The organism is Rhizosphaericola mali, from assembly GCF_004337365.2.
GTDB lineage: Bacteria > Bacteroidota > Bacteroidia > Chitinophagales > Chitinophagaceae > Rhizosphaericola > Rhizosphaericola mali.
Genome location: NZ_CP044016.1, coordinates 1072523 through 1097232, shown reverse-complemented (window position 1 = coordinate 1097232; position 24710 = coordinate 1072523). Strand labels below are relative to the sequence as shown.

General features: G+C 32.0%; 20 protein-coding genes. 2 read left to right on the top strand and 18 right to left on the bottom strand.

Going from position 1 to position 24710, the window contains the following annotated elements:
- Positions 1 to 215: 215 nt before the first annotated feature.
- Positions 216 to 1790: a T9SS type A sorting domain-containing protein gene (locus E0W69_RS04750; protein WP_131328888.1), complete on the top strand. Its 1575-nt coding sequence runs from the start codon at positions 216 to 218 to the stop codon at positions 1788 to 1790.
- Between the two features lie 130 nt (positions 1791 to 1920).
- On the opposite strand, the gene tpx is transcribed toward E0W69_RS04750, so the two are convergent.
- The 6 genes from tpx to E0W69_RS04720 all read right to left on the bottom strand — a co-directional run bounded on the left by tpx (position 1921) and on the right by E0W69_RS04720 (position 9671).
- Positions 1921 to 2520, bottom strand: a complete 600-nt coding sequence (gene tpx / locus E0W69_RS04745) for a thiol peroxidase (RefSeq protein ID WP_225321396.1) — start codon at positions 2518 to 2520, stop codon at positions 1921 to 1923.
- A complete protein-coding gene (gene bcp / locus E0W69_RS04740; protein ID WP_131328887.1) occupies positions 2508 to 2975 on the bottom strand; it encodes a thioredoxin-dependent thiol peroxidase in 468 nt (155 codons plus the stop codon). The genes tpx and bcp overlap by 13 nt, the downstream gene beginning before the upstream one ends.
- 6 nt (positions 2976 to 2981) lie before the next feature.
- Complete coding sequence (locus tag E0W69_RS04735; RefSeq protein ID WP_131328886.1) at positions 2982 to 4703, bottom strand: M23 family metallopeptidase; 1722 nt, start codon at positions 4701 to 4703, stop codon at positions 2982 to 2984.
- 107 nt (positions 4704 to 4810) lie between these two features.
- A complete protein-coding gene (locus E0W69_RS04730) occupies positions 4811 to 6601 on the bottom strand; it encodes a hypothetical protein (RefSeq protein WP_131328885.1) in 1791 nt (596 codons plus the stop codon).
- A gap of 36 nt (positions 6602 to 6637) precedes the next feature.
- Positions 6638 to 8353 (bottom strand): hypothetical protein, encoded by a 1716-nt coding sequence (locus E0W69_RS04725; RefSeq protein WP_131328884.1) that lies wholly within the window; start codon positions 8351 to 8353, stop codon positions 6638 to 6640.
- A gap of 82 nt (positions 8354 to 8435) precedes the next feature.
- Positions 8436 to 9671 (bottom strand): WcaI family glycosyltransferase, encoded by a 1236-nt coding sequence (locus tag E0W69_RS04720; RefSeq protein ID WP_131328883.1) that lies wholly within the window; start codon positions 9669 to 9671, stop codon positions 8436 to 8438.
- 254 nt (positions 9672 to 9925) lie between these two features.
- Between E0W69_RS04720 and E0W69_RS04715 the strand changes: the two genes are divergently transcribed.
- Positions 9926 to 10909, top strand: a complete 984-nt coding sequence (locus E0W69_RS04715) for a hypothetical protein (protein ID WP_131328882.1) — start codon at positions 9926 to 9928, stop codon at positions 10907 to 10909.
- Here E0W69_RS04715 and E0W69_RS04710 read toward each other — a convergent pair.
- The 12 genes from E0W69_RS04710 to E0W69_RS04655 form a co-directional block, all read right to left on the bottom strand.
- On the bottom strand, positions 10896 to 11837 hold the full coding sequence (locus E0W69_RS04710) for a glycosyltransferase family 2 protein (RefSeq protein WP_131328881.1): 942 nt from the start codon (positions 11835 to 11837) through the stop codon (positions 10896 to 10898). The genes E0W69_RS04715 and E0W69_RS04710 overlap by 14 nt on opposite strands.
- A 44-nt stretch (positions 11838 to 11881) precedes the next feature.
- Positions 11882 to 12784 (bottom strand): glycosyltransferase family 2 protein, encoded by a 903-nt coding sequence (locus E0W69_RS04705; RefSeq protein ID WP_131328880.1) that lies wholly within the window; start codon positions 12782 to 12784, stop codon positions 11882 to 11884.
- A 10-nt stretch (positions 12785 to 12794) separates the two neighbouring features.
- Complete coding sequence (locus E0W69_RS04700; RefSeq protein ID WP_131328879.1) at positions 12795 to 13346, bottom strand: WcaF family extracellular polysaccharide biosynthesis acetyltransferase; 552 nt, start codon at positions 13344 to 13346, stop codon at positions 12795 to 12797.
- A 3-nt stretch (positions 13347 to 13349) separates the two neighbouring features.
- Entirely contained in the window at positions 13350 to 14468 is a 1119-nt protein-coding gene (locus E0W69_RS04695) for a glycosyltransferase (protein WP_191967965.1), read from the bottom strand.
- A gap of 26 nt (positions 14469 to 14494) precedes the next feature.
- A complete protein-coding gene (locus E0W69_RS04690) occupies positions 14495 to 15481 on the bottom strand; it encodes a glycosyltransferase family 4 protein (RefSeq protein WP_131328877.1) in 987 nt (328 codons plus the stop codon).
- Between the two features lie 3 nt (positions 15482 to 15484).
- Positions 15485 to 16777 carry a hypothetical protein gene (locus E0W69_RS04685; RefSeq protein WP_131328876.1) on the bottom strand — a complete coding sequence of 431 codons (1293 nt, stop codon included), beginning with the start codon at positions 16775 to 16777 and terminating at the stop codon, positions 15485 to 15487.
- 6 nt (positions 16778 to 16783) lie between these two features.
- Positions 16784 to 18016, bottom strand: coding sequence for a glycosyltransferase family 4 protein (locus E0W69_RS04680; protein ID WP_131328875.1), 1233 nt, complete (start codon positions 18014 to 18016; stop codon positions 16784 to 16786).
- Positions 18017 to 18020: 4 nt separating this feature from the next.
- Positions 18021 to 19115 (bottom strand): hypothetical protein, encoded by a 1095-nt coding sequence (locus tag E0W69_RS04675; protein WP_131328874.1) that lies wholly within the window; start codon positions 19113 to 19115, stop codon positions 18021 to 18023.
- A gap of 6 nt (positions 19116 to 19121) precedes the next feature.
- On the bottom strand, positions 19122 to 20165 hold the full coding sequence (locus tag E0W69_RS04670; protein ID WP_131328873.1) for a glycosyltransferase family 4 protein: 1044 nt from the start codon (positions 20163 to 20165) through the stop codon (positions 19122 to 19124).
- Positions 20166 to 20195: 30 nt separating this feature from the next.
- Positions 20196 to 21380, bottom strand: coding sequence for a polysaccharide biosynthesis protein (locus E0W69_RS04665; RefSeq protein WP_131328872.1), 1185 nt, complete (start codon positions 21378 to 21380; stop codon positions 20196 to 20198).
- Between the two features lie 126 nt (positions 21381 to 21506).
- Positions 21507 to 23876: a GumC family protein gene (locus E0W69_RS04660; protein WP_131328871.1), complete on the bottom strand. Its 2370-nt coding sequence runs from the start codon at positions 23874 to 23876 to the stop codon at positions 21507 to 21509.
- 31 nt (positions 23877 to 23907) lie between these two features.
- On the bottom strand, positions 23908 to 24705 hold the full coding sequence (locus E0W69_RS04655; protein WP_131328870.1) for a polysaccharide biosynthesis/export family protein: 798 nt from the start codon (positions 24703 to 24705) through the stop codon (positions 23908 to 23910).
- Between the last annotated feature and the right edge of the window lie 5 nt (positions 24706 to 24710).

The following is a 24710-nucleotide window of genomic DNA, read 5'->3' as shown; positions in this document are numbered from 1 at the left end:
AATTCCCCAATAATATGAAACAATATTTATATCATTTGATACAATATTGATATTTTCTTTTTAGCAATTAAAATAACTTTACGGAAGATATAATATATCTATTCTAAATTTTAATAAAAACATATTTAATACGGTTAATCTGCCCTTGGATTACCCATATCACTTCTATTGCCAAAACGGGCCATTAATGTTATCTATCACTAAATCTATATTTTATGAAACACGTTTACACATTAATTATGTCTCTATTTCTATGTGCCACTACATTTTCACAAATTACGGGCCCTGTTGAAAGAGTATATGCGTCTAGTCAAACCAATTCAACTTGGGGATTAGGATTAGGAGGAATTGCAAATGCAAATAATGCAATTGATAACAGTAGCCTGACCTCAAGTACTATATCTATTGGATTATCACTTGTCGCGGGAGGCTATCAACAAACATTAACATTTACAGATCCAGTACCGGCAAACTCAACACTTCATTTAAAATATAGTACCTTAGCTTCACTAATCAATATTGCTGGGTATGTTATAATATCTGCATATGATGTTAATAATAAGGAAGTATTTACAACAAGTGACGTAACTGTAGTTGGACTACTTGGTGGTGAAAATGTTTATGACTATTCTGCATTGACCAGTATCCCTATCAAAAGTGTACAGTTGAGTTTGGGATCCACCGTTGGCGTTGCAGTATCTGCAAATATTTATGGATCATATTACGAAAAATCATCCACAACTAGCACATTATCAACATCACCAATAGATGTTTTATATGGTACAGAAACTACAACTTTATTAAACGCAGCTAGTGGACTGTCTGTGGTTGCAAATCCTTATAATTGTATGGATGGTAATCAATCTACCGCAGCGACTTTGTATGCAACAGCTAATGTTGCTGCACAACAACAGTTAACAGGAATTTTTTCCGGGCTATATCCTACAAATTCTTATGCGCATGTCTTAGTTGAAAACCCCGCAGCAGTATTAAGTTTGTCTTTATTAAATGGACCAGTAACTATACAACTATTAAATGACGGAACATTAGTACAAAGCACAGCAACTAGTGCTGCTAATTTATTAGCACTTCAACTACTATCAGGCAGCACAAATAAAGGGTGGATTAATGTGCAATCTACAGGTGCATTTAATCAAGTAAAAGTAATCAGCAATAGCAATGTAGTTGGCTTATTACAAACTTTTAATGTTTACGAAATCTCGAGGGATTATTCCGCATTGGCATTGCCGGTTCAGTATACCAATGAGTTATCAGGGATTTATAATAATGGAAATATTGATCTATCCTGGACAACAAGCAACGAGATAAATAACAAACAATTTGATATTATGAAAAGCCAAGATGGCGTTAATTGGAATATTCTAAAGTCGGTTCCTAGTTTTTATGCAAATGGTAACGGCAGTGGGCATACTTATAGTTATATAGACAACCAACCTTTCAGAGGTATTAACTACTATAAACTTATACAGTATGATCTAGATGGAAAATCCTCCACGGGAAAAATCATTTCGCTCAATATTGATAACAATAATACTAATATAAAAATATATCCAAATCCTACAACCGATAGAGTTTATATTGACCAAATTCCAATAGGAACCACATATAGAGTCATAGATCTTTCAGGAAAAATTATTTCAAGTGGTATCACTAATTCTATTCCAGCCAACATTTCTGTTACCAATGCAAATAGCGGAATTTTGTTAATAAATCTTACTGACAGCAAGTCTAATAAAATTGGGACCTTTAAAATAATCAAATCAAAATAGAATGCGATTCCCTAATCCAAAGATTTAACCAGGTTTCATTATTTGACAAATACTTGATTTTAATTTTAATATAAAAAAGTGATTTTCAAATTGAAAATCACTTTTTTATATTATCTACAAAATAAAACCCCTATTTCACTGCGGCTAAAGCTGCTGTATAATTTGGTTCTTGTGCAATTTCAGGAACTTGTTCTTCATAAACAACTTTTCCTTCTGGATTTAAAACAACTACTGCGCGACTCAACAATCCTTTCAAAGGACCATCTGCCATTTGCACGCCATATAAATGTCCAAAATCATTTCTGAAATCAGAAAGCATTACGACATTTTCAATGCCTTCTGCTCCACAAAATTGGGATTGTGCAAAAGGTAAATCTTTGGAAATACACAATACAACCGTATTGGTAAGACCAGCAGCATCTTTATTAAAATTTCTTACAGAAGCAGCGCAAACTCCCGTGTTTACACTCGGAAAAATATTTAAAATAACATTTTTTCCTTTGTATTTATCCAATTTTTCATCTGCTAGATTTACATCAACTAAAGTAAAATCTGGCGCTTCACTTCCTACTTGAGGTAATGTACCTACGGTGTGAATAGGCGAACCTTTCAATGTAATTTGACTCATTTTTACGGTATTTAAACTATTATTTTGGGCAAATGATTTTTGGGCAAAAAATAGAGACATTGCCATTGCAACGCCTGTCATACTTTTTATTATTTTTCCCATGTTTCTATTATTTGATTATAATGATCTTTTGTTTTAGGCTTATCAATGATATGCGCAATAATACCTTTTTCATCTATTAAAAAAGTCGTACGATGCGTACCATCAAAAGTTCTACCCATAAATTTCTTTTCGCCCCAGACACCATATTGCTCCACGATTTTTTTATCGATATCTGCAATTAATGGAAAAGGTAATTCAAATTTTGTTTCAAATTTTTTGTGACTTTCCACCGAATCAATACTAACGCCCACTACTTGATAACCTTTTTCCGCCAACAAAGTATTGTTATCTCTCAAGTTACAAGCTTCTGCTGTGCATCCAGGTGTGTTGTCTTTCGGATAAAAATATAAAACTACTTTTTTGCCCTTGTAATCTTTTAGGGAAATTTTCTTTCCATTTTGATCCAATCCCTCAAATATAGGTGCTTTATCTCCTACTTTTAAACCATTTAACATTGTTGTTTATTTTCTAATAATAGAATACGTTTCTTCCTTAACATTTCCCGCCAAATCTTTAACACGGATCTTCAATAAATGTTCTCCCATAGGGAAATGATCATCGACTTTGTACGTAAATGTATTACTTCTCTGGACAAATAACAACCAATCTCCATCAACGAAACCTTCTACACTATCCAACTCTCCATAATTGTCCGTTACGCGAAATCTTAATTGACTATTGGAACTAATAACTGTCTGATTTTTAAAATTTATAGGAATAATTTTTGGCGCAATTGTATCCAAAACAATACTCACATTACCCAAACGATTAAATTTTCCAATCAAACGATTACCCGAAATTTGTCCTTTTGCATAATACACGGCATTTTTACTTAATAATTTCAGTAAAGAATTTTGTTTGAAATTATCTGGTACACCATTATTGAAAGCAACGCCAATCGTATAAAAATCATGTATGGGAATCAAACCCGACTCCACCTGAATTGTAGAAGATAATTGCGCAGTATTTGTTGACGCAGCTTCTTTCATCTGAAAAGGTAAAATATCATAAAATGCTTTTTCCGAATAAATAAAATCTGCATGTGGCGTAGAAAATCTACCAGGACGATTGGGCTCGATCATTTTATCACTTGTAACTATATTTTCATCCGTATGCATTTCAGGATCAAATTGCACCTCCAAATTCAAATTTGTCTCATGTCCCTCGGCATCAAAAACGTTTACGATAATATGATGAACGTTAGTATCTGATAGCGAAAGAATTCCATTATTGACAGTACCGCCAAATATATTTAATTGATTACCAGGCAATTTGTATAAATATTGAATATTACCACCACCGGACATTTTACGTTTGTAATCAATACCCGCATTTACATAACGAGATTGTTCGTTATCAAAATCATTTAATGTAAATTGGAATATTTGTTTGCCATCCGCAATTAATTGCGCTTTGTAAATACCAAAATAAAATGGCGAATTACTTGTTTTATCCTCCGCTCGTAATCCAAATCCAATCAAAGGAGTTCCAACTTTTAATACAGTTTTCGCCTTATATTGACCATTGCCACCCAATATACCAATTGTGTTTGGCCCCGATTGATAAGCACTATATCTTTTGTCATACCAATAAAAAGCTTGAATATTGGGAGGAATATTATCAGGAACCGTAAATCCTTTTAGCATAGGATTATAATGCATTCCCGTTTTGGTATCTCTCACTTCAAAATGCACATGTGGACCTTGTGAACCACCAGTATTGCCACTCAACGCAATTTGTTGACCTTTTTTTACGGGAAAAGCGCTAGGTGGCAAAGTAAAATCTTGTTGCCAGCTTTTATCCTTGTATTGCTTACCAGTCACATAAGCCGCCAAATCTGGCATATAACTGTTCAAATGACCATATAATGTTGTGTAACCATTGGGATGCGTCACCATCAACATATTGCCATAACCATAAGGAGAAATGTACACACGACTGATATATCCATCTGCAACAGAAACAACAGGCAAATTTTCCCTTTGTTGTGTGCGTATATCCAATCCCATGTGATAATGATTAGTACGAATCTCCCCAAAATTCGCAGCCAATTGAATTGGGATATTTAATGGATTTTGATAAGGTATATTTCCAAAATCATTAGATTGAGCTTTTATTTGATTTGTACTAAAACCTCCGATACAAAGTGATAACAGTAAATATTTAGATAAGTGTAATTTCAAAACTTCAAATTTATGTTCACAAAAGTCGAATAATAATCAAAATCGAACAATAAAAAAATGTCACAAGCAAATATACTTGTGACATTTTTTATAAGATAAATATAGAATTAGAAATCAAAATCTCTTCTCGCCATATTCCATCTCAAACCAATGGAATAAAATTTGATATTATTGGTACCATTTACATCAGATTTGAAATCTCTAATTGAGTAATTGGCATCTATAAATAAATTTTGAATCAATTCGTAGGAAGCGTTGAAGGCAAATAATTTTACTTTTGCTCTATCTCCATCACCAATAGAGATTTTGTCACTTGGGCGATTATAACTCATTGGAAAAAGCAAATTGCCCCCATAATTATATCCAATTTCATCCAAACCTTTTGTATACATAATTGCTTTTGCATTCAAATACAATTTATTGATCGGACGGTAGGAAATCAAACCAATATATTCTCTAAAATTTGCTCCTAAGGGATGCGCTAATGGCATATTATATTGCGTATAATTATTCTCGACATAATTGGATGAATATGCATAAGGGCGTACGATATTGGTTTCCGCTTGCAAATTCAAATTAGGAATAGCGAATGCGTCCATATATTTCGCACCCAATTGAAATGCGTTCCTATCTTTCCAATTAGAAGATGCAACTTTAGTCAAGCCATCAATTAACCATTGTCCATATACTTCTACATCTTTTACTGGAATGACTCTTGCGTCAATACCAACTCGAGATCTTGTTGTTGTACCTTTTTCTGAGGTAGATATGGGACCTTGCGTAGGATCTGTTCCAATGATTGCAGTTGGATCTGTAGCTTTGATAGCGCCATTAATCATCGTATTTTCAAATGCGCCAACTTTTAACCAATCAGTTGCTTGCCAATCCAAGTAATGAAATACCATGTAACTTCTTGGGCGAGTACTATCTCTTGCATTAACACCACTTGCTGGATTATTTGAAAATGGCGCTATGGTCTGAGCGCCTACCGAGGTTAAGGTTACCTTATTCCCTAATTTAGCATTCATCCTTAAATAAAAAAATGGTGCACCATAATTAGAAATAAACAAACTTCTGTAACCGTCTCCTATTTGAAATTGATCAAATGCTAATTGAAAATCCACTTTCTTAGATACACTAAAAGAAACACCACCTCTAACATTAAAATAGTCAAAAGCTCCAGCATGACCATCAAATGCTTTATAAAAATTTGCACCAGGCAAACCGATGATTGATTTATTAGGATATGGATTGACTACTTGTTGTACATAATAGGGATCGCGTTCTTGGTTTTCTGTAAATATGGTGTAAAAACCAATTTTCCCATCAATCATACCGCGTAATCTCAAACCTCTCGTATTTTGAAATAATTTTTGATTAGCCGGACTAGTAGTATAATATTGAGAATTCAGATCTTCCAATGATTTTCCCATGGAAAGATTCAGCATTGGATCTACAATGACATAAGATTTTTCTTTTCCCTGAATATCTGCTAAATGTGCCTCAGTTGGATAGAAGAAGTTTAAAATGGGTTTTCTTACCTCAAAGGAGTCTTTAAAATTTTGCGTATAATCTCTATTTGTTCGTAATAAATTACGCATATCCCAACGATCCATATCCGTAAAAAGATTACCATATTTACCTTGTTGATCATTTAAATATACAGCTTCAACTGCTTCGGTTAATTGTTGACGACTCACTTCTTTAACCGTAGTAAAACTTAAAATTGGATCATTTTTCAATTTTACCTTGATACGTTCCAATAAATTATATTGCTTATCACCAAACTCTACAAAATCAGATTGGGCATATAATTTATTACTAAAAAACACGATACTGACCAATGTAATTAAGAAATAAATAAAAATACCTGTATTATTATTGTGATGTATTCTCATCAAATTATATTTAAAACGAATGGGATTATATTTTAACTAAAATTCAAAATTTCGCCTTGCCATATTCCAGCGAATACCAAACGAAAAATAGTTCGTATGATTTTTGGGCATACCTTGAATATCCGCTTTTCTGAACGTTATATTGCCATCAAAGAATAAATTAGGAAGTATTTCATAAGACGCTTGAAAAGATCCAAACAATCCATTTAAAGGAATACCATCACCCACTTTTACATAACCATTTGCTGCATGTGCATCAGTATATGGGCGCAATAAATCGCCACCGTTAAGAGGTTGTGTACTTGTTCCAAATTCTGCTGTGGTATCTAACCCTTTTTTATAACCAATAATTTTGGCGGTAAAAAATAATTTTGGAATAGGATGATAATTTGCGACACCTATTAATTCATGAAAGTTGGCACCTAACGGATCTGCTAACGGCATATTGTAGTGCACATAGTTATTGACATTCCATTTATCCGTATAGGTAAATGGTCTTACCCAATTATATTCCCCTAATAAATCTAAATTTTTCACATTAAATGCGTCCGTATATTTCGCACCGAACTGAATTCCATGTTTGTTACGCCAATCTCCAGAACCATAATTGAACACTTCTTTTGCTACAAATTCATTAATCAAAATCGTACCATAAAGTTGCACGTTAGAAGTTACATTGGCTTTCAAATCTAGTCCAATACTAGACTTGCCACTATTACCAACATTTTGTGACATAGCTCTATTGAAAATAAATGGATTCAACATTCCCAATTGAATTCCTCCATTTTTTTCATTGTTAAACATATTATTTTCAAAGAATCCCAGTTTTAACCATCTCCATGGTTGAAAATTGAAATAATGAAAAACCATATAATTTGAAGGTCGATTTTGATCATCTAAACCATTTGCAACAATCCCGTAAGGCGCATAAGTCCTTGCAATAGCTGTCGTATATTCAAATCGTCCTGTTTGAAAATGCATTTTCAAAAACAAATATGGCGCACTAAAATCACTTAGATATAAAGATCGATATCCATCTCCAATGAAAAATTTGTCATAGGCAAGTTCGAAATCAATGTGTTTGCCTACATTAGTTGTAATACCACCTGTCCAATAATTATAATTGATACGACCATTTTTACCATTGTTATAATATCCAATGCCAGGAACGGCCTGATATGCTTGGATAAAATCTTGTACATAACCAGGATCTTTTTCAATATTACCAGTGTATGAACCAAAAAAGCCAAAATGCGAACCAATATTTCCATGCATACTTAATCCCAAAGAATTTTGATATGTAGACATGGATTTATTCTTTCCATATTGGAAAGTCAACATAGGATCTACTACAATTCCAAACTTATCAGAATAGGATTCAAATAAATGTGCAGGAGTTTTAAAAAATGTCTTGTTTGATTGATTTACTTGATATTTATTTTCAGGACTCCAAGTGGCATTAACAGTAAGATATTGCTGTAAATCTGCCCGATCTACATCTGTAAGCAAACCATCAATTGATCCAGTACGATCTAGTGAATCAATTCGTAAATACGCTTCCGTAATTCTTTGACGACTATAAGGCCTAACAGTGGAAAATTGTAATTGAGGTTCATTTCTAAATTTAATTTCCATTCTTTTGATAAATGCCTCTTGAGGATCTCCTAAGGGAATAAAGTCACTCTGAGCATGAACCTTTTTATGAAAACAAAAAGCAAATAATAAAAAGGGCAATACTTTGCGTATTTGCATAATAAGCACAATATGGTGTGAATAAATTATAAACGAAGATAAAAATATTTGTTAGCTAAACGCAAAAATAAGACCAAGATGCTTATTTTTTTCCAGAAACAATTTGTAGATCAGACTCAAACTGTGTAAGTATTGCATCTTTGTCTAGATATTTTCTCGCATAATCTAAGGCATTTTGTTTTAGTTTTTCATTGGATTGTTCAAGCGCTTGCCTAATGCCATTTTCTAATGCGTCCACAGACTCAGGTTCTATTAAAATACCTAAATTGTTTTCAAATATGACATCGTAAAGAGAGGTATTTTCTACCGCAGAAACTATAGCTAAACCACCACAAGCTAATATACCCGTTAATTTAGATGGCATTACTAGATCTGATGCTGATTTTTTCTGTAAAATTAAATGAACATCTGCGATGGCAAGTAATTTTGAAAGATCTTCATAAGGTTGTAAGGGAAAGAAAAATAAATTTTTCAATTCAGCCTCTTTGGCTAATGCCTCAAGTTGATGTTTATTACCTCCAGAACCACAAATAACGAAATTAATTTTTTCATCCAAAGAAAAACGAGACGCAACATGTACCATAATTTCTAACCCTTGCTTTTCTCCCAGATTGCCTGAATACAAGAGTATTATATCCTCTTGGGAAAATCCAAGTTTACTACGTAAAGAATTTTCTTTAGAGATTGGATATATAACTTTATTATCTACCCAATTAGGAAAATTTAAGACTGGAGTATCTTGAATATTTTTCTTTTTAATCTTATCTATCATTCCTTTACTAATAGAGGAGATTATATCGCTATTTCTTAATAGAAAATTTTCAAGTCCAAACATAACATTTAAAACCACTTCATTGTTAATCATTTTCAACTCTTTGGCTGCATCAACTTGCAAATCCTGAATATGTGTCCAAAATTTACTTCTACGTAATTTGCAATAAATCAATGGCAAAAAGCCTAAATGAAAAGCTGGAGTGATGCAAATAACTACATCATATTTTTTTTGAAAAAAAGTACCAAGCCAATATGGAAGAGAATTAGTCTGAAAAGATAATTCATGCAAAATACGTTTAACGGAATCTGGTTTTGAAGGAACATACATAGGAACTCTGTTCACCATGATATTCATTTTTTTTTCAGACTTCCAATATCCTTTTTTATATTCCTCATTTACTTTCCATTGAGGATAATAAGGCTTGGCTGTAATGATCTTAATAAAGTGTCCTCTTTCATTTAGCCAATCCACCATCTCTCCAGTATATTTTCCAATACCGGTTAGTTCTGGTGTAAAATTAATTCCATAGATTAAAATTCGCATGATCCAAAAATGTAATAAATGATTACAATTACTTTCATAATTGTTGATGTTTCTTAAGCCGTTTAATTATATCAGGGTTGACACTCTTAACGATGCAAATACAAATAAATTGTTTTTTTTACACTTTTATATTAATATTTATTGAGAAATTGACAATAATCATATATTAATACATACTAATAAATATAAAACAAACTAAATTATAGAAAGTATCGTTCTATTGGCAATACTGTTAAAAAACCAAATGCTGCAAAATGAAACTTACTCCTACTTATTTGTTTAAACATTCGATAAACATATTAAAATATATATCATATAAGATAGAATTAATAAAATTTCCGGTTTTAAAAAATATGTTTCGATTATCTGTAATTGATTTAAAAGTAACACTACCAGAAAACCTAACATTATGTAATCCATCTATATTAAGTACCGAAAATGGTTGGAAAGTAATTATTCGAATTCATAATACCACGATCGATAAATTTGGAAGAAACTGGACTGTACATGGGCCAAATCTTATTAACAAAATTTGGAAAATTAATTTTGATAATAATTTTGCTATTCAATCCTCATTCGAAGTATCTCCAGAATTAACCAATATATCAGCACAACTTGTTCAAAGTGGCTTTGAGGATGGTCGTATATTTAAGCACGGCAATAACACCTATATTTTAAGTACAACTTGTAACCTAGAATTAAAGGTTAATACTATGATTTTAGGTCAACTCGAAGGTAAAATTCATAAAATTATTAAATATATCACCGCTAACAATCTTAATTCCACTGAAAAAAATTGGATGCCTGTAGTTACAACAAACTTAGAAACTGAAATGGCTGTAATTTATAGTTTACATCCCCTAAAGATATTTAATATCAACACATTAGAATTTATACACGCCAATGAATACCCTATCTTTAATGAATTAGAAAGATTCAGCGGTTCTTCACAATTAGTACAATATGAAGATGGTTATTTAGCTGTGATACATAAGCGTAATTATGCCAAACATGGAGGTAAATTTTATATTCATAAATTTATCAAATTCTCCAAGGACTTACAAATTAAGAAAATATCAAAATCATTTTTCTTAGAGAAACGTCAAAGTGTTGAATTTTGTGGAGGTATGGCCATTAAAAATCATAGAATAGTACTATCATTTGGCTCGATGGATAAAAAAGCTAAGTTATTAGAAATGAAACTTGCTCAAGTTGAAAAATTATTTAATGAAAAATAAAAGATTTTATTACTAACATAGCCCGCTTTAAACCACCCAATGTAAATATATATTTTCTATGTGGACCATCAAAAAACAAACTTATTGCTTCTTTAGAATTTCCATCTCTGACAGCCCTCACAATGGCTTGTCTTACAAAACGATCCAGACAAACAGATCTTGTATTTTCATTAAGTTCTTTGCTTTTCGGAATTTTTTTCACTACTGAATAAGCATAATTACTCCCATCATTGCCATTACGCAATAGAGATACTGCCGTCAATCGGTAATCTGATATATACTTGTTTACAAATATGAATTTGTATTCCATTTGAGCTAGCCTTACCCCAAAATCAAAATCAACAGCCCCTCCAATTTTTTTTTCGTTTTCAGGATAGATATACGGTTCTGTTTTAAAAAATATATTATCCATCAAATAGCCATTATTGGGAAATTGCTGAAATAATGCGGACTCAACTGAGGAAAATGGATGTTGCAGCTTTTCTAATGTTCGCCCATATAGATTATTATAATATTCGGTGTGCTCCATATCCTTTGAGCCATTTTCTTCCATTATGAATTGCTTTCCAAACGAAACACAAGGAGAAGTTTCATGCTCCACGGCAGAAAATAGATCTAATAAAGCGTTGGGTTCTAATAAATCATCATCATGTAAAAGCAAAAATTTATGCGAGACTGTATCTATTTGAGCAACTATTTTATTGATATTTTTACCCTGACCTAAACCTGGCCGATTGTGCACGTATACAATTTTAATATTACAATTAAGGTTAGTTATGTAATCTTCTGTTTCATCATTGCTTGAATCATCACCAATAATTATTTCATATGGTGTCAATGATTGATTTAAACAAGAATCTAATGCAAGTTTTAAAAAATTTAATCTGTTATATGTTGGAATGCCAATTGAAATTTTAACCTCTTTCACGCTCTATTTTCTTATAATTTAAAAATGAATTGGTGACGCCAATTTTAAATATAAATATGATACTTTTTATTCAAGTAATCTATGATTTTTGTTTTATCGGTTCCGCAATTCTTTTTTATTTCAAAAATTTTTGCATCCACTAAAGTACGATACCACCAACCTTGAAAAAAGTGCCACAAAAATCCTTCTTTTCCCTCTATAAATCCCAATTTGAAAAAATAGCGATAAATAAAATAATAAAAACTTCTCCAAAAAAGAGGCATTCTGTTATATTTCTCTTTTTTCTTTCTTTTTTCAGCTGCATCCTCAGACATAGCACCAGATATGTTTGAAGAAGCCTCTGGTAATATGTCGATGTCTACATTCAACAATTCTATCGCCTCGCGGATACTATAATTGTCATGTTTTTGAATCCACCACCCTAATGAATTTTGATTATCATCGTAAAAGCAATTATCAAAAAGTATTGATCGTCCTTCTTTTAAGACAATATGTTCATCCATCCACCGATCTTCACATTCACCTTTATTAAATTGGAACAAACGCAACATATTCCATTTTACATTTCCTTTATTAATTTGCCGCCCAAGAAAAATCATTTTTCGTTCCATAACGACGCCTGTTACATCAATAGACAATTTAGGAAGTTTTTCATGCATTTCCGCAATCAACGCATCTGACAGATATTCATCAGCATCAAGACGAAAAACCCATTTAGTATCGATAGGCAAGTTTTTTAATCCATAATTAAATTGACGAGCATGATTATTTTCCCATTTATTCTGAATCACTTTCGCACCTAAATGCTCTGCAATTTGTTTAGTATTATCTGTAGAAAAAGAATCTACAATAAACACATTTTTTGAAAATTTCAATGCGTTACGTACACATCTTTCAATATGCAGTTCTTCGTTATACGTTAATATTATAGTTGAAATATCTAACATTTATCAAAATTTAATCAACAAATAAACGCTCTTTTAATGGCTTACATGGATTACCAGCACATACCATCCATTTCGGTATATCTTTTACTACCACAGAACGAGCCCCGACAACTGCACCTTCTCCAATCGTAACACCTGGATGCACAAAAGCCTCTGCAGCAACCCACGCATGAGCGCCAACAACAATAGGTGCTGTGACTAATGGATGGCCGCGTTTCGTATAATCGTGAGTACCCGCACATAAATAAACTCCTTGTGAAATAATTGACCGATATCCGAGTGTAATTTGCCCTTGATTGTAAATCTGAGCACCATTACCTATACCACATTCATCATTTAAAATTAAATTCCATGGTGCCCAAATTTTGACAGCCGGATATACGTGAACATTTTTTCCAACTGTAGCCCCGAATAATTTTAAAAGGAAAGCTCTCCAACTATGGAAAGGCCTAGGAGAATAACGAAATAATAATGTATATACACTGTTCCAAACAACCCTTTTAATCCTATTATTTATAGAAAATGAAGCTCCGGTATAGGTATCTTTATTTACCTCAGTCATAACTTAAATTTTATTCATAAAATTATGTGCTGCATCTAATGGTGTATATAAGTCATCATAACATTGCAACGCATTATTACCTATAGTTGTTAGTTCTTCTTGGGAAACATTAATCAATTTATTTAAAACTAATTCAAGTCCAGCTTCATTATCATTAAAAATAAATCCCGCATTTGCTTTTTCTATTTCAGGGTAAATATTGACCTGATTGGTAATAGCAACAGGTATAGCACAAGCCATTGCTTCCACCACAGCTATACCAAAATTTTCTTGATGACTCGGTAATATAAAAACTGCGGCAGCGTATATAGCTCCCCATTTAGCATTTCCTAGTAACATTCCAGTAAATAAAATATTTTTTTCCCCGCCATACGTTTGAATCAAGTCTTGTGCATATGAACTTTCAATCGGACCAGCAACTACTAATTTTGGTAAATTACTATTATTTTGTGATAATTTTTTATATGCTTGTAGCAAAAGATCAATACCTTTTTTGATATCTATCCTGCTTAAAAATAGCCAATAAGGTTCGTCTTTTTTTAATTGGGCAATTTTCAAAAATTCATCCTGCATTTCTTGTTTAAATACAGGTGGCTTAGCGACCCCCATGCCAACATTAATTTTCTTTCTAGGGTGATAATTCTTAAATGTTTCATTTGCTAAGTCCATTTCTCGTTCACAAGTAAACAGCACACCAGTAGCATTATTGATCACTTTTTTCTCTAACATTGACCAAATAATTTCATTTCTGAAAGCTTTTAATTTACGATCAGCCGTTTTTTGAAAATATGGGTCTAGCATTCCATGTGGCATGACATACAGCTTAATATTAGGAATGTTTTTTAGGAAAAGATAGGTGCCATAACTATTATATAGCCATAAACCGTGTATGATGACAACATCAAACTTATCAATATTTTGTTTTAACCAACTTTGATATTGAGCAACATATGCATAGGGGGTTTTTGAAGGTCCAATTTTATGAACAAGAAAATCGTCCTTAACACCATACACCTCCCCGGAAGAATCAAAACATACAACTTCGTTTTGACATCCTAATTGTATTAAATTGGGGATTAAGTTTCTTAATGCTTGACTTACGCCACCAGCTTTAGGAGACATGGATGATATGGAATGCAATATGTTCATTATTGAAGCATTTGTTTATACAAATCATTATACTGAGAGGCGATTATTTTTGGATCAAAGCGACGGACATTTTCTTGACCTTTTACTATTAAATTTTCGCGAAATGTATCGTCTTGAATAATTTTTATAAATGCACCTTTAATTTCATCCACATTTTTAGGATCTACGAATAGTGCGGCATTATCGCCAACTTCTAATAAGGGCTCTATATTAGATGTCACAACTGGCCGACCTATCATTTGTCCTTCGATAATAGGCATACCGAATCCTTCATAAATTGAAACAAAACTTACTATATCGCAATTAATATATTCATTTTGAATTTCTTGATCAGTTAAATCCAAAACATTTGAATAGTTAATATTGGATATTTTCAAATAGTTAATCTGTTCTTGATCGAGCAAACCTACAATCCGTAAATGACATGAAATATCTTTTAAACTATCAATAGTAATCAATAGATTTTTATTCCACCCAGTGCCTATATGTAAAATTACAGGCTTCTCTTTATTAAACTTTTTAGGTGAATATTTATATGCAGGATCTATCGGATTATAGATAACAGAAAGCTTATTTGTCTTTACATACTTCAAAACATTGTTTTTTGTTTGGGTTGAAATACAAGTTATTTTATCTGCTAATTTCACTGGTAGATACAACCAAAATAGCCATTTATAAAAACGCTTAATTGGATTTTTTACATTATCAATAAATACCAGATCGTGAAATGTCACGACAGTCTTACATTTCCATAATCCTAAAATACTGTCATGAATATGCCCAGTTATATGATTAATTCCATTCTTATTTTTATTTTTAAATGTGAATACTGCATTTTTAACTACATCCCAAGGCATGCTATTAGGAGATGGAACATGAATAATTTCAATTTCATTCGTCTGTGCAATCTCAGGTATAACTGAATCAAAAACGTGCTGGATGGAGTAGCCACATTTAATATTTCTAAAAAAATAAGTAATCTTCATGTTTTAAGCATCATTTAAACTTGCCAATAATAGACCTGCACCTAAAATTGAAAATCCTAACGCTGTAGGCTGTGCATATTGGGCTTGTATTATGGTCATTCCTACATTTCCAAATATTAATATAGGTAAAATATTTCCCACTTTTAGCACTTGTAAAGATTTAAAAAACAATTGTATACTCAGTATTAATCTAGCACCAATAAAAACCATTCCTAGCAATATACCAGACTCTCCGACAATACGTCCCCATTCGGTTTCTGAAATTAAAAAATCACCGGCATTCCCCGTCAATATTTTTGCACCCGCATTGGTACCCATACCTAAACCTTGTCCCCAAAAATGATTAGGATCCGCCTTGACGCCTGCCACGATACCTCCAATAGCTCGATTTAGAAAAGTACCTTTAACACCACCTTCTGCTTCACTGGCACTTGTAAATCTGATTAAAAAAGAATCCGCGGCGGTCTTTACGAAAGGAATATTATAACATAAAATAAATGCGACAGTTGTGGAGGCTAGTAATACGATTATTTGAATCAAATATTTTCGATTATACATCGCAATCGGCATAGACAATAATATGATTATAAGTATGGAGGCGATTAATCCTCGACTCATTACCAATGGTATTGCTAGTAATAAACTACCCGTTCCTAAATATAATAAGAATTTGGGGATTAATACTCGTATACCAGACATCCAAAAATATAATACAAATACAGCAACAAGTCCAAAAAACAATGTCAATCCATTGGTAAATGAAAATGTACCTGGAACTCTAAAAAATCCATTGGCTCCACTAAAACCAGACCCCTCAGATTCATCCCCAATACCTTTATTTACCCAAGCTGATTGTGGCGAAAAATATTGAATACCAACCAAAAGAATCATTCCAATACTTAGTAACAATGTAACTTTTCCTAATTGAATAACATCATTTTTATTGAATATCTTTCCGATCAAAAAGATCAGTGGAAAATGAAATAAACTGATACGCGCCCCATAGAGTGCCACCCAAATATTATGATGTCCAAGAAACAAAGTAGTACCTATGGCTATCCCTGTATATAAGAACGCGGCTAAAACATAACCATTCCAAGGAAAATAATGCTTTTTGAAAGAAAGATAGATAATATAAATTGCGATCGGATCTCTTACAATTAATAAGGGTGTCGCAAGAAATGGTAATACCCACTTCCTTAACGCACCTTCAAAAATTAACAAGAAAAAATATAGCCAAACTAATTTTTTGTCTATACTGCACTGTTTGAAATATATTTTTAGATCAGAAAACATTCATTACTAATTTAAACCATTGACAATTAAATCGCCATAACCTTCCCAAGAATACAATGTCGCTTTTTTAATTGCATTATATTTCATTTCCAACAATTCCTCCTTATGTTCACTTAACCATTGAATTTTTTCGGCGATCTTGTTATGATCTCCACAATTCACTAAAAATCCAGTTTTACCTTCTTCTATCAAATCCTCGCCACCTGTATTAGGCGTAATAATCAATGGTAAACCTTGACTCATTGCTTCTTGTAAAACTAATGCACGTCCTTCCACAATGGAAGGCAAACAAAATACATCACACTCTGACATCAATTGTAATACTTCTGCGTGTGGTTTTAGCCCAGCATATATAAATGAAGGATATTGTTTTTTATAAAATTCTAAATCAACTAGAGGCGAACCTAAAACGATTAATTCAACGTTTTCTCCATTCAAAGTTTTCATAGCATTAAATAAATCTCCTAAACCTTTACGTTGCCCCATACCCCCTACAAAAAGCACTTTTAATTTTCTAGTCTTCAATTCAGACAGACTTGGCAATTTCAGTTGAGGATTAATACTTGGAGATCCAAAAGGAGACATAATTACCTTTTGCAAATCAATTTCTTTTGGTAAAGAGTCTTTCACAAATTTACTAGGAACGATTATTTTATCTGCTAAATTTAATTCCGTTGATTTCCTATTTAATTTCTCCTCACTATCCGCAATTCCACCTCCTAAAGTGATTGCCCACTCAGGCAACCTATCCGCTTCTTTCGTCAACAATGATTTCGCTGTAGCCCAATAGGCAATAGGCAATTCATAGTAACAAGACATACCATGCTCTTTAGCAACTTTAAAAGAGTTAAACGCACAATCTTCGTAAGAGTATATTCCTTGTATATGGAGAGATCTTTTAGCTAAAAATTTTGCGGTATGATTATCAATATTTTTATAAATATGGTCAACAGAAAAAATTCCATTTTCATGTTGAGTCAAATAAGGCAAATGAGCTTTATTCGCAAATATGCGCCCTAGTTCTAACCATGGAAAAGTTTCTGTTTTTTGATAAATATTTTCTGAATAGAGTCTCTTAATGGCTTCATTTTTTAACGGGCCCAAAAATTTGATAAGAGAAGTATTTTCACTAAAACCTACAGTTGTAAAATATTTATTCAATAAATTATTTCTCTCCAATGCGGCCAACAAAGCACGTACATTTTGATTTCCAGTTGGATGTGATACTACAATTGACATGCACTTAATTTACCCATTTTTTAAAATCTGCTGCAATAATTTCCCATGAATGACTGTTTTTGTACATTTTGTACAAATTTTCTGCACGTTCTTTTTTCGAAATTTCAAAGAGAGAAATGTCCGCCAATAATTCATTTTTAAAAAAAAGCAGCTGCTTTAAATTCTCACGATCATCCACTATGGCTGGGGATATAACAGGAATAGCATGCGCTGCAAAAGCCCAAAAACTGCTTGATTTTGATAAACTATCCACCGACTGTCCTATAAATCCTCCCTCAGCTTTTAGCATGAATGCGCTTACATCACTTGCATCTAATGCGCCTTTTTGTATGTATTCCAGTTTAGAAGAAATCTCTTTAGCTAAATTTATTTCTTCGACTGCATAATTATTACCCACTGGACCAATTCCAATAATTTTGGACACCAAACTAGCATCCACCATTTTTCGAATTAATTCCTTATTTTTTTCTAAAGTCCAAAGACGTGTGTGTGCTAGTCCGAAATTAATAAAAAGCCCTTTCTCACGTGCAATATTAAGTACGTCCAGATTCAAGTCTGGCTCAATATTAGGGGCAATTTTTTGTACAGTTATATTTTTATTATTCGCAATGTTCTTAATTCGTCCAAATTGTTCATCTGTTATTACAGAAACATTATTAGACAAATCCACACATTTTGTCGCAGTATATTTTGTAAAAAAATTTTTTAATTTATGATGAATTTTAAGTCCTGAATTATCCATCCAAGTTTCATGAAAAATAGTACTAATCTGAGCATTGGGATTATGCTTTTTATATATATTTAGGTCATTTAATAATTGAAGAGGTAATCCAAATTTACTATAGGCTGTCGGTGCAAAATTGAGAAATACATCTGCATTATCTCTATCATTTTTTAAAACCTCAGCCCATTGTCTTAATTCAATATTTTCTAATTTAAGCTTATTGTCTGTAGGTGCTTGATTGCCTCCAACTACAATCTCATCATACATTCCAATTTTTAGCAATTGGCGCGATAGCTTAATTGCATAATTACCTATACCGCATACGATCGGGGGTAAATTAGGAATTATAACTATAAGTTTTTTAGCGTTAGGCATGATTCATTATTGAAATTTAGAACGATAATATTCCATTGGTTTTAGAAAATATTTTAAAGACTCTTTTGCCAATTTTGCTCGTTGTAAGTACTCTTCCTCAGACATATTTATGACCATTGTCATTTTTTCATATAAGTCATGTACATCGCCAGGAGTGACCAATACCGCAGCAGGACCTGCAGCTTCAGGTAATCCTCCATCTCTAGAAACAATTGCTGGCAAGGATATATTTCTCGCTTCAATTGGAGTCAATCCTAGATCTTCATTTGTATTAGCGGGAGCAAGTAGCCATTTACTTAGGGAAAAATAATTTGCCTTTTCTTCATCTGTAACAAAACCAGGAAGAATAATTTCCCCTTTTAACCCAACTAGCTCAATCAAAACATCAATTTTATTTTTCAATCTGCCAGTTCCTAATATCGTTAAAGGAAACTTTTTTCTATCTGCTAATGTTAGCATACTATAAGCCTCTATAATCTCTTCAATTCCTTTATTTTCAATCCACCTACCAACAAATAAGAAACCACTGCGATTTGTAATTTCTGATGTAATTTGAGGTAACGCACAAACGGTGGGAATGACTTCACTATTTTTTTTCAACTGGGTACCTTCCCAAGATTGATGAACAAATGAAGAATTATACCATCGCTCCGTAGCCAATTGGCTACAAAAAGTCCAAATTTTGTAACGTAAATAGTTACCACTCATTTTACGATTATGAATGGTCAGAAATATCTTTTTTCTTCTAATAAATGCTGGAATTACTATATCAGGTGGCATATTCTGAATATGCAGTACATCGGCCTCTTTAATTAGAGAAAATAATTCACTAGACGCTTTCTCAACAAAATAAACTTTGTACGATTTATCATGTAGCATATCTTTTAATTCAGTATTCCAAGCATATCCATCAACCAATTTGTAACATAAACTTATTTCAAATTCAGACCATTGAGCAGCAGCATCCGCTATTGCAAGCATAAATGCTTCAATTCCACCATATACACCTTGCGATGATCCTATTATTAATAATTTTATCTTTTTATTCATTTATAAATAAAATAATATCGTAAACCTCAATTAATACTTATCGGCCTTTTGAAATAATTGTACTATAAAAGCAAAATAATGACTTAAGAAATACACCAATGAATTTAATATTCCGTACAATATAACATTAGGCAATGTATTTAAAGGTATTAAAATAGCAAATATTACCGTAGGTACTAGACTAATCAATATATCCAATAAGGGATGAATCACCCACCCCTTCCTTAAATTGAATTCATATGCATTACTAGATAATACTGTAATTATACCCTGTATAATAATTAGCAAAAAGGAATAATCCAAATTTTGATAATTAGCACCTAGAAAACGCAATACAAAACTTCTGAATATATACAACACAAATCCAACACTAATACTACCAATTAAAGATAACAATAATATAAAATGCGATTTTTTTAATAAAAGACTTCTATTATTCTCAGAACGAGCAAACCTCGGAATAAAGACCATATTTACAAACGTGGTAAATACAGTAAATATAACAGAAAAACGCCCCAAGGCACCTAATTGGGCAATACTTGTAGTCTTACCTAAAAATGATAATATAAATAGCGAAACTTGACTAGAGAATACAAAATAAATAGTACTAGGAGCCGTTCGTTTGATTATACGAGTTGTTTCCTTATTCACTTCCGTATCCTGAATATTAGATATTTCCGCATTTTTTAAAGCAATTTTTTTCAGCTTAATATTACCTAAAATTCTAGGTAATCCATTAGCCAACAAAATAACACAAGTAAATGGAAAAATAAACGCAGATAAAAATACCAAACATAACCTCAATAAAGCGACTAGAGTTTGATTTTTTTGTAAAATCTTTAGTTCTTGATTTAACTTTGGAACTACCTCAAATATTGCATCACTTAAACCGGCATAAAATGATGGTATTATTGATAATATAATAAGAAAAATAGATAAATTAGATGCATGTTGTTGATAAAGTAAATATATCAAAACTGGAACTGTAAAAACCAAGGTATAGATTGCAAAATGATTTCTTAATTGTAATCCTCTATGGAGTATAATTCCCATTTTCTTTTTATTTTGCCAATTTTGTGCACCTAAAGCATAGACACTTGTGTTAACGCCACAATCTGATAATAAGGTCATTGCTCCTAAAAAAGTGTTTGCAATAGTATAAAATGCGTATTCATTTACTGTTAATTGACGGACAATTATAAAACCACTTATCATCCCAAGTAATTGTATTATACTCTGAATGATAAATGTTGCTCCTGATAATTTCAGGAAATAAGAAACTTTATTTTTAGGTATATTAATTGTAAAAGGGTTTATAACAATACAAAATGTAATTCTTGATTAATTACCATTTACATAATTAGAGTAATATTTACTATTACCATACGATCCAGCAGAGCCATAGCTGCTATATTTATTATAGTCAATAGCATTCACTATTAAATTAAATTTACTAATTTTCTTATCCTGATAAAGCTCTTCAATTTCTTTTAATTGATCTTTTCTAGTATAATTCATCCTCACAACAAATAAATTAACATCTGTAAATTTAGAAAGAATCTGAGCATCAGTTACAATTATTGGAGCCGTATCTACAATTATATAATCGAATTCAGACTTTAGATTGTCGAAGAAATTAACGATATTTTCAGTTAATAATAATTCCGATGGATTTGGAGGTATATGTCCTGAAGGAAAAAAAGTTACACCTTTTAAAATATTTGCGTTGACCTTTATCTCGTCATAAGAAGCATTCCCTATTGCTAGGTCACTAATACCCTTTTGACTTAAAATATTTAATTTTTTCGAAATAGAGGGCTTACGCAAATCTAACTCCAATAAGGCCACTTTTTTACCAGATACCGCTAGAAATTGAGCCAAATTTGTCGCGATAAAAGATTTACCTTCTCCTGATGCACTTGAGGTGAGTAATAACGTCTTAGCTTTTTGATTTTGATTAAACAAATATTGAATATTTGTTCTCATTATTCTAAATTGCTCTGCTACTAAATCTCTACTATTATTTAGTTCTATTACACCAGAAGTATTATCATTTTGCTTCACTACGCCGATTTCTCCAACGATAGGTATAGTTGTAAAGTGTTTAATATCTTCTTTTGTTGCAATTCTCGTACGTACAAATTCAACTATATAAAATATAATAAAAGGCAAAACCAATCCTAAAATAAAGGCAAAACCTAAAAGAATGGTTTTATTTGGAAAAACAGGTATGTTATCCGTTGTAGGATCTTCTAAAACTTTCGCGCCTGGTTGAGTTGCAGATTTTGCAAGATAGGCTTGTTCCTTTTGTTGTAGCAAAAAGACATATAACTCTTGTTCAACATTTTGTCGCCTAGATAAATCAAGATAAACACGTTCTTGATTAGGGACTTTCCTTAATTGTGACTCAAAATTAGAAACAGCATTTCCTACGCCATTCACTTGAATTTCTAATGTTTTCTTTATAGTCTCCATATTGGAGATCATATCATTTCGAAGTAGTACAATTTGTTTGTCTATATTCTGTATGTTATCACTCTCAACTTGATAGTTTTCCACTAGTTTTTCTCTAGCCATCAACAATGCGTTATAGTTTGTTATTATAGCATTTAAAGATGTTGAGTTTACAGTGAGAGAGGCGGGAACCGCACGCGGATGCGATTCATTTTTTCTCATATAGGCAAGTAATTCATTAAGAATACTCAGTTGTATATTTTGATTTAATAATTCTTGATTTGCAACTCCAGTATTAGTAACTAAAGAAGAAGCTTGAGTCGGTAAATCTGCAATCGTATTAGATTGCTTAAAATTTTGAATATTTTTTTCTACAGAAGATAATTCGTTGCTTATGCTGCCAATTCTACTATTTACAAATGCAATTGTACTATCCGCAGATTGTTTTTTGGATGTAATATTAAACTCCAAATAGTTTTTTATAAATGTATTCAAATACAATTCAGCTAAATTGGAATTACTTGTATTTATGGACATTTCTATAATACTAGTATTTTTATCTGGAATGGAAGCTTGCAATAAATGTTTAAACATTATTATAGCATCCTGATAATTACTAATATTTATAATCAGTTCTTTTCCAATAAACTCATTCAATAAGTTTGTTGGACCACAATAAACGGTACCTTCAGGTATTGTTTTAATATTATTAAAAGGAATTTTAAACGTCTTTTCTTCAAATTCATTAAACAATGAAATTCCATCTCGCTGAATTGTAGCAATATATTTTACACTTTTACCTTTTAATGCCAAATCATTAAATGAAATAAATTTAAAATTAAAAGGCAGTTCATCCGCTCCAAAAAGCTGCCTTTTTAACATTTTTTGTTTTTGGAAAAAACTGATATTTAATTGAAGATCCTTTACTGTTCGTCCAACTATTTTTGTACTTTTTAAAACGCCTAATTCATTATCCACATTCTTAGGTCCAGAAAAAAAGCTAGCCAAACTTATATCTGAAGATCCACTAGACCCGACAGTTCCTCCACCAGAAGATGAATTTTTATCATCATCTATAATTATTTGTGCATGTGTGTCATAAATTGTTGGCGTTGATTTTAAATATAATGTTGTTAAACCAAGGCACAATAGTATTGAGGCTAGTATCACGATCCAAAATCGTTTTGCGATTGCAATTATACTCTTTAATGGATTTATTCCGCTATCTTTTTTGGGTTGAATTTCGAAATCTTGCATGTGTTAATAAAACTTATAATAAAGGGCAGGCTTATTTGGATAAAGCGATAACTGAAACTAATACTGATAAAATTGCAGCAAATCCAGCTACAAAACTTATTTTTTGGAAGGATTCTGCAGATGCTCTGAATTTTGTAGGTTCTATATATACAACATCATTCTGTTGTAAATTGTAAAAAGGAGAATTAAATATATCAGTACTTTGAAGATTAAAGCGACCAATTTTCTTTTTACCATTCCCTAAATCTCTAATAAGCATAATATTATTTCTTTTTCCTCCTATATTAAGATCTCCTGCTAATCCTAAAACATCAACTATAGTACATTTATCCTTATTGACAATCGTGTAAGTGCCTGGTTTATTGACTTCTCCAAGTACGGTAATCGTAAAGTTATCTAACTCCACTTGAACAATAGGATTTTTCATAGTTATCATTGCGAGATCCCCAATTTTTTTTCGGATCTCTGACAAAGTCAAATTGGTTACCTCAACATTACCAATAATAGGAATTTGGATAAATCCAGCCTCGTTAACCCTGTATATATTTTTACTCTGATTAGCATTATTTCCTATCGGTGTAGGGGTGGGATTAATTGTATTTTGAGGCATTAATGCGTCAGATCCATCTTTCAATAGAATTTTAATCGCCAAAATATCATCAGGTTTTATCGTGATAGATTCTTTATTTACCCCATCAATTGTCTCTCCATTATGATATACATAAGAACTATCTGGAATATTTTGAAAGTAAGGTATTTTTTTATACGATGTACAACCTATTAAGCAAATAACAAAGGCTAACATCAAGCAGGTTAAGCTAATTTTCATCTAAA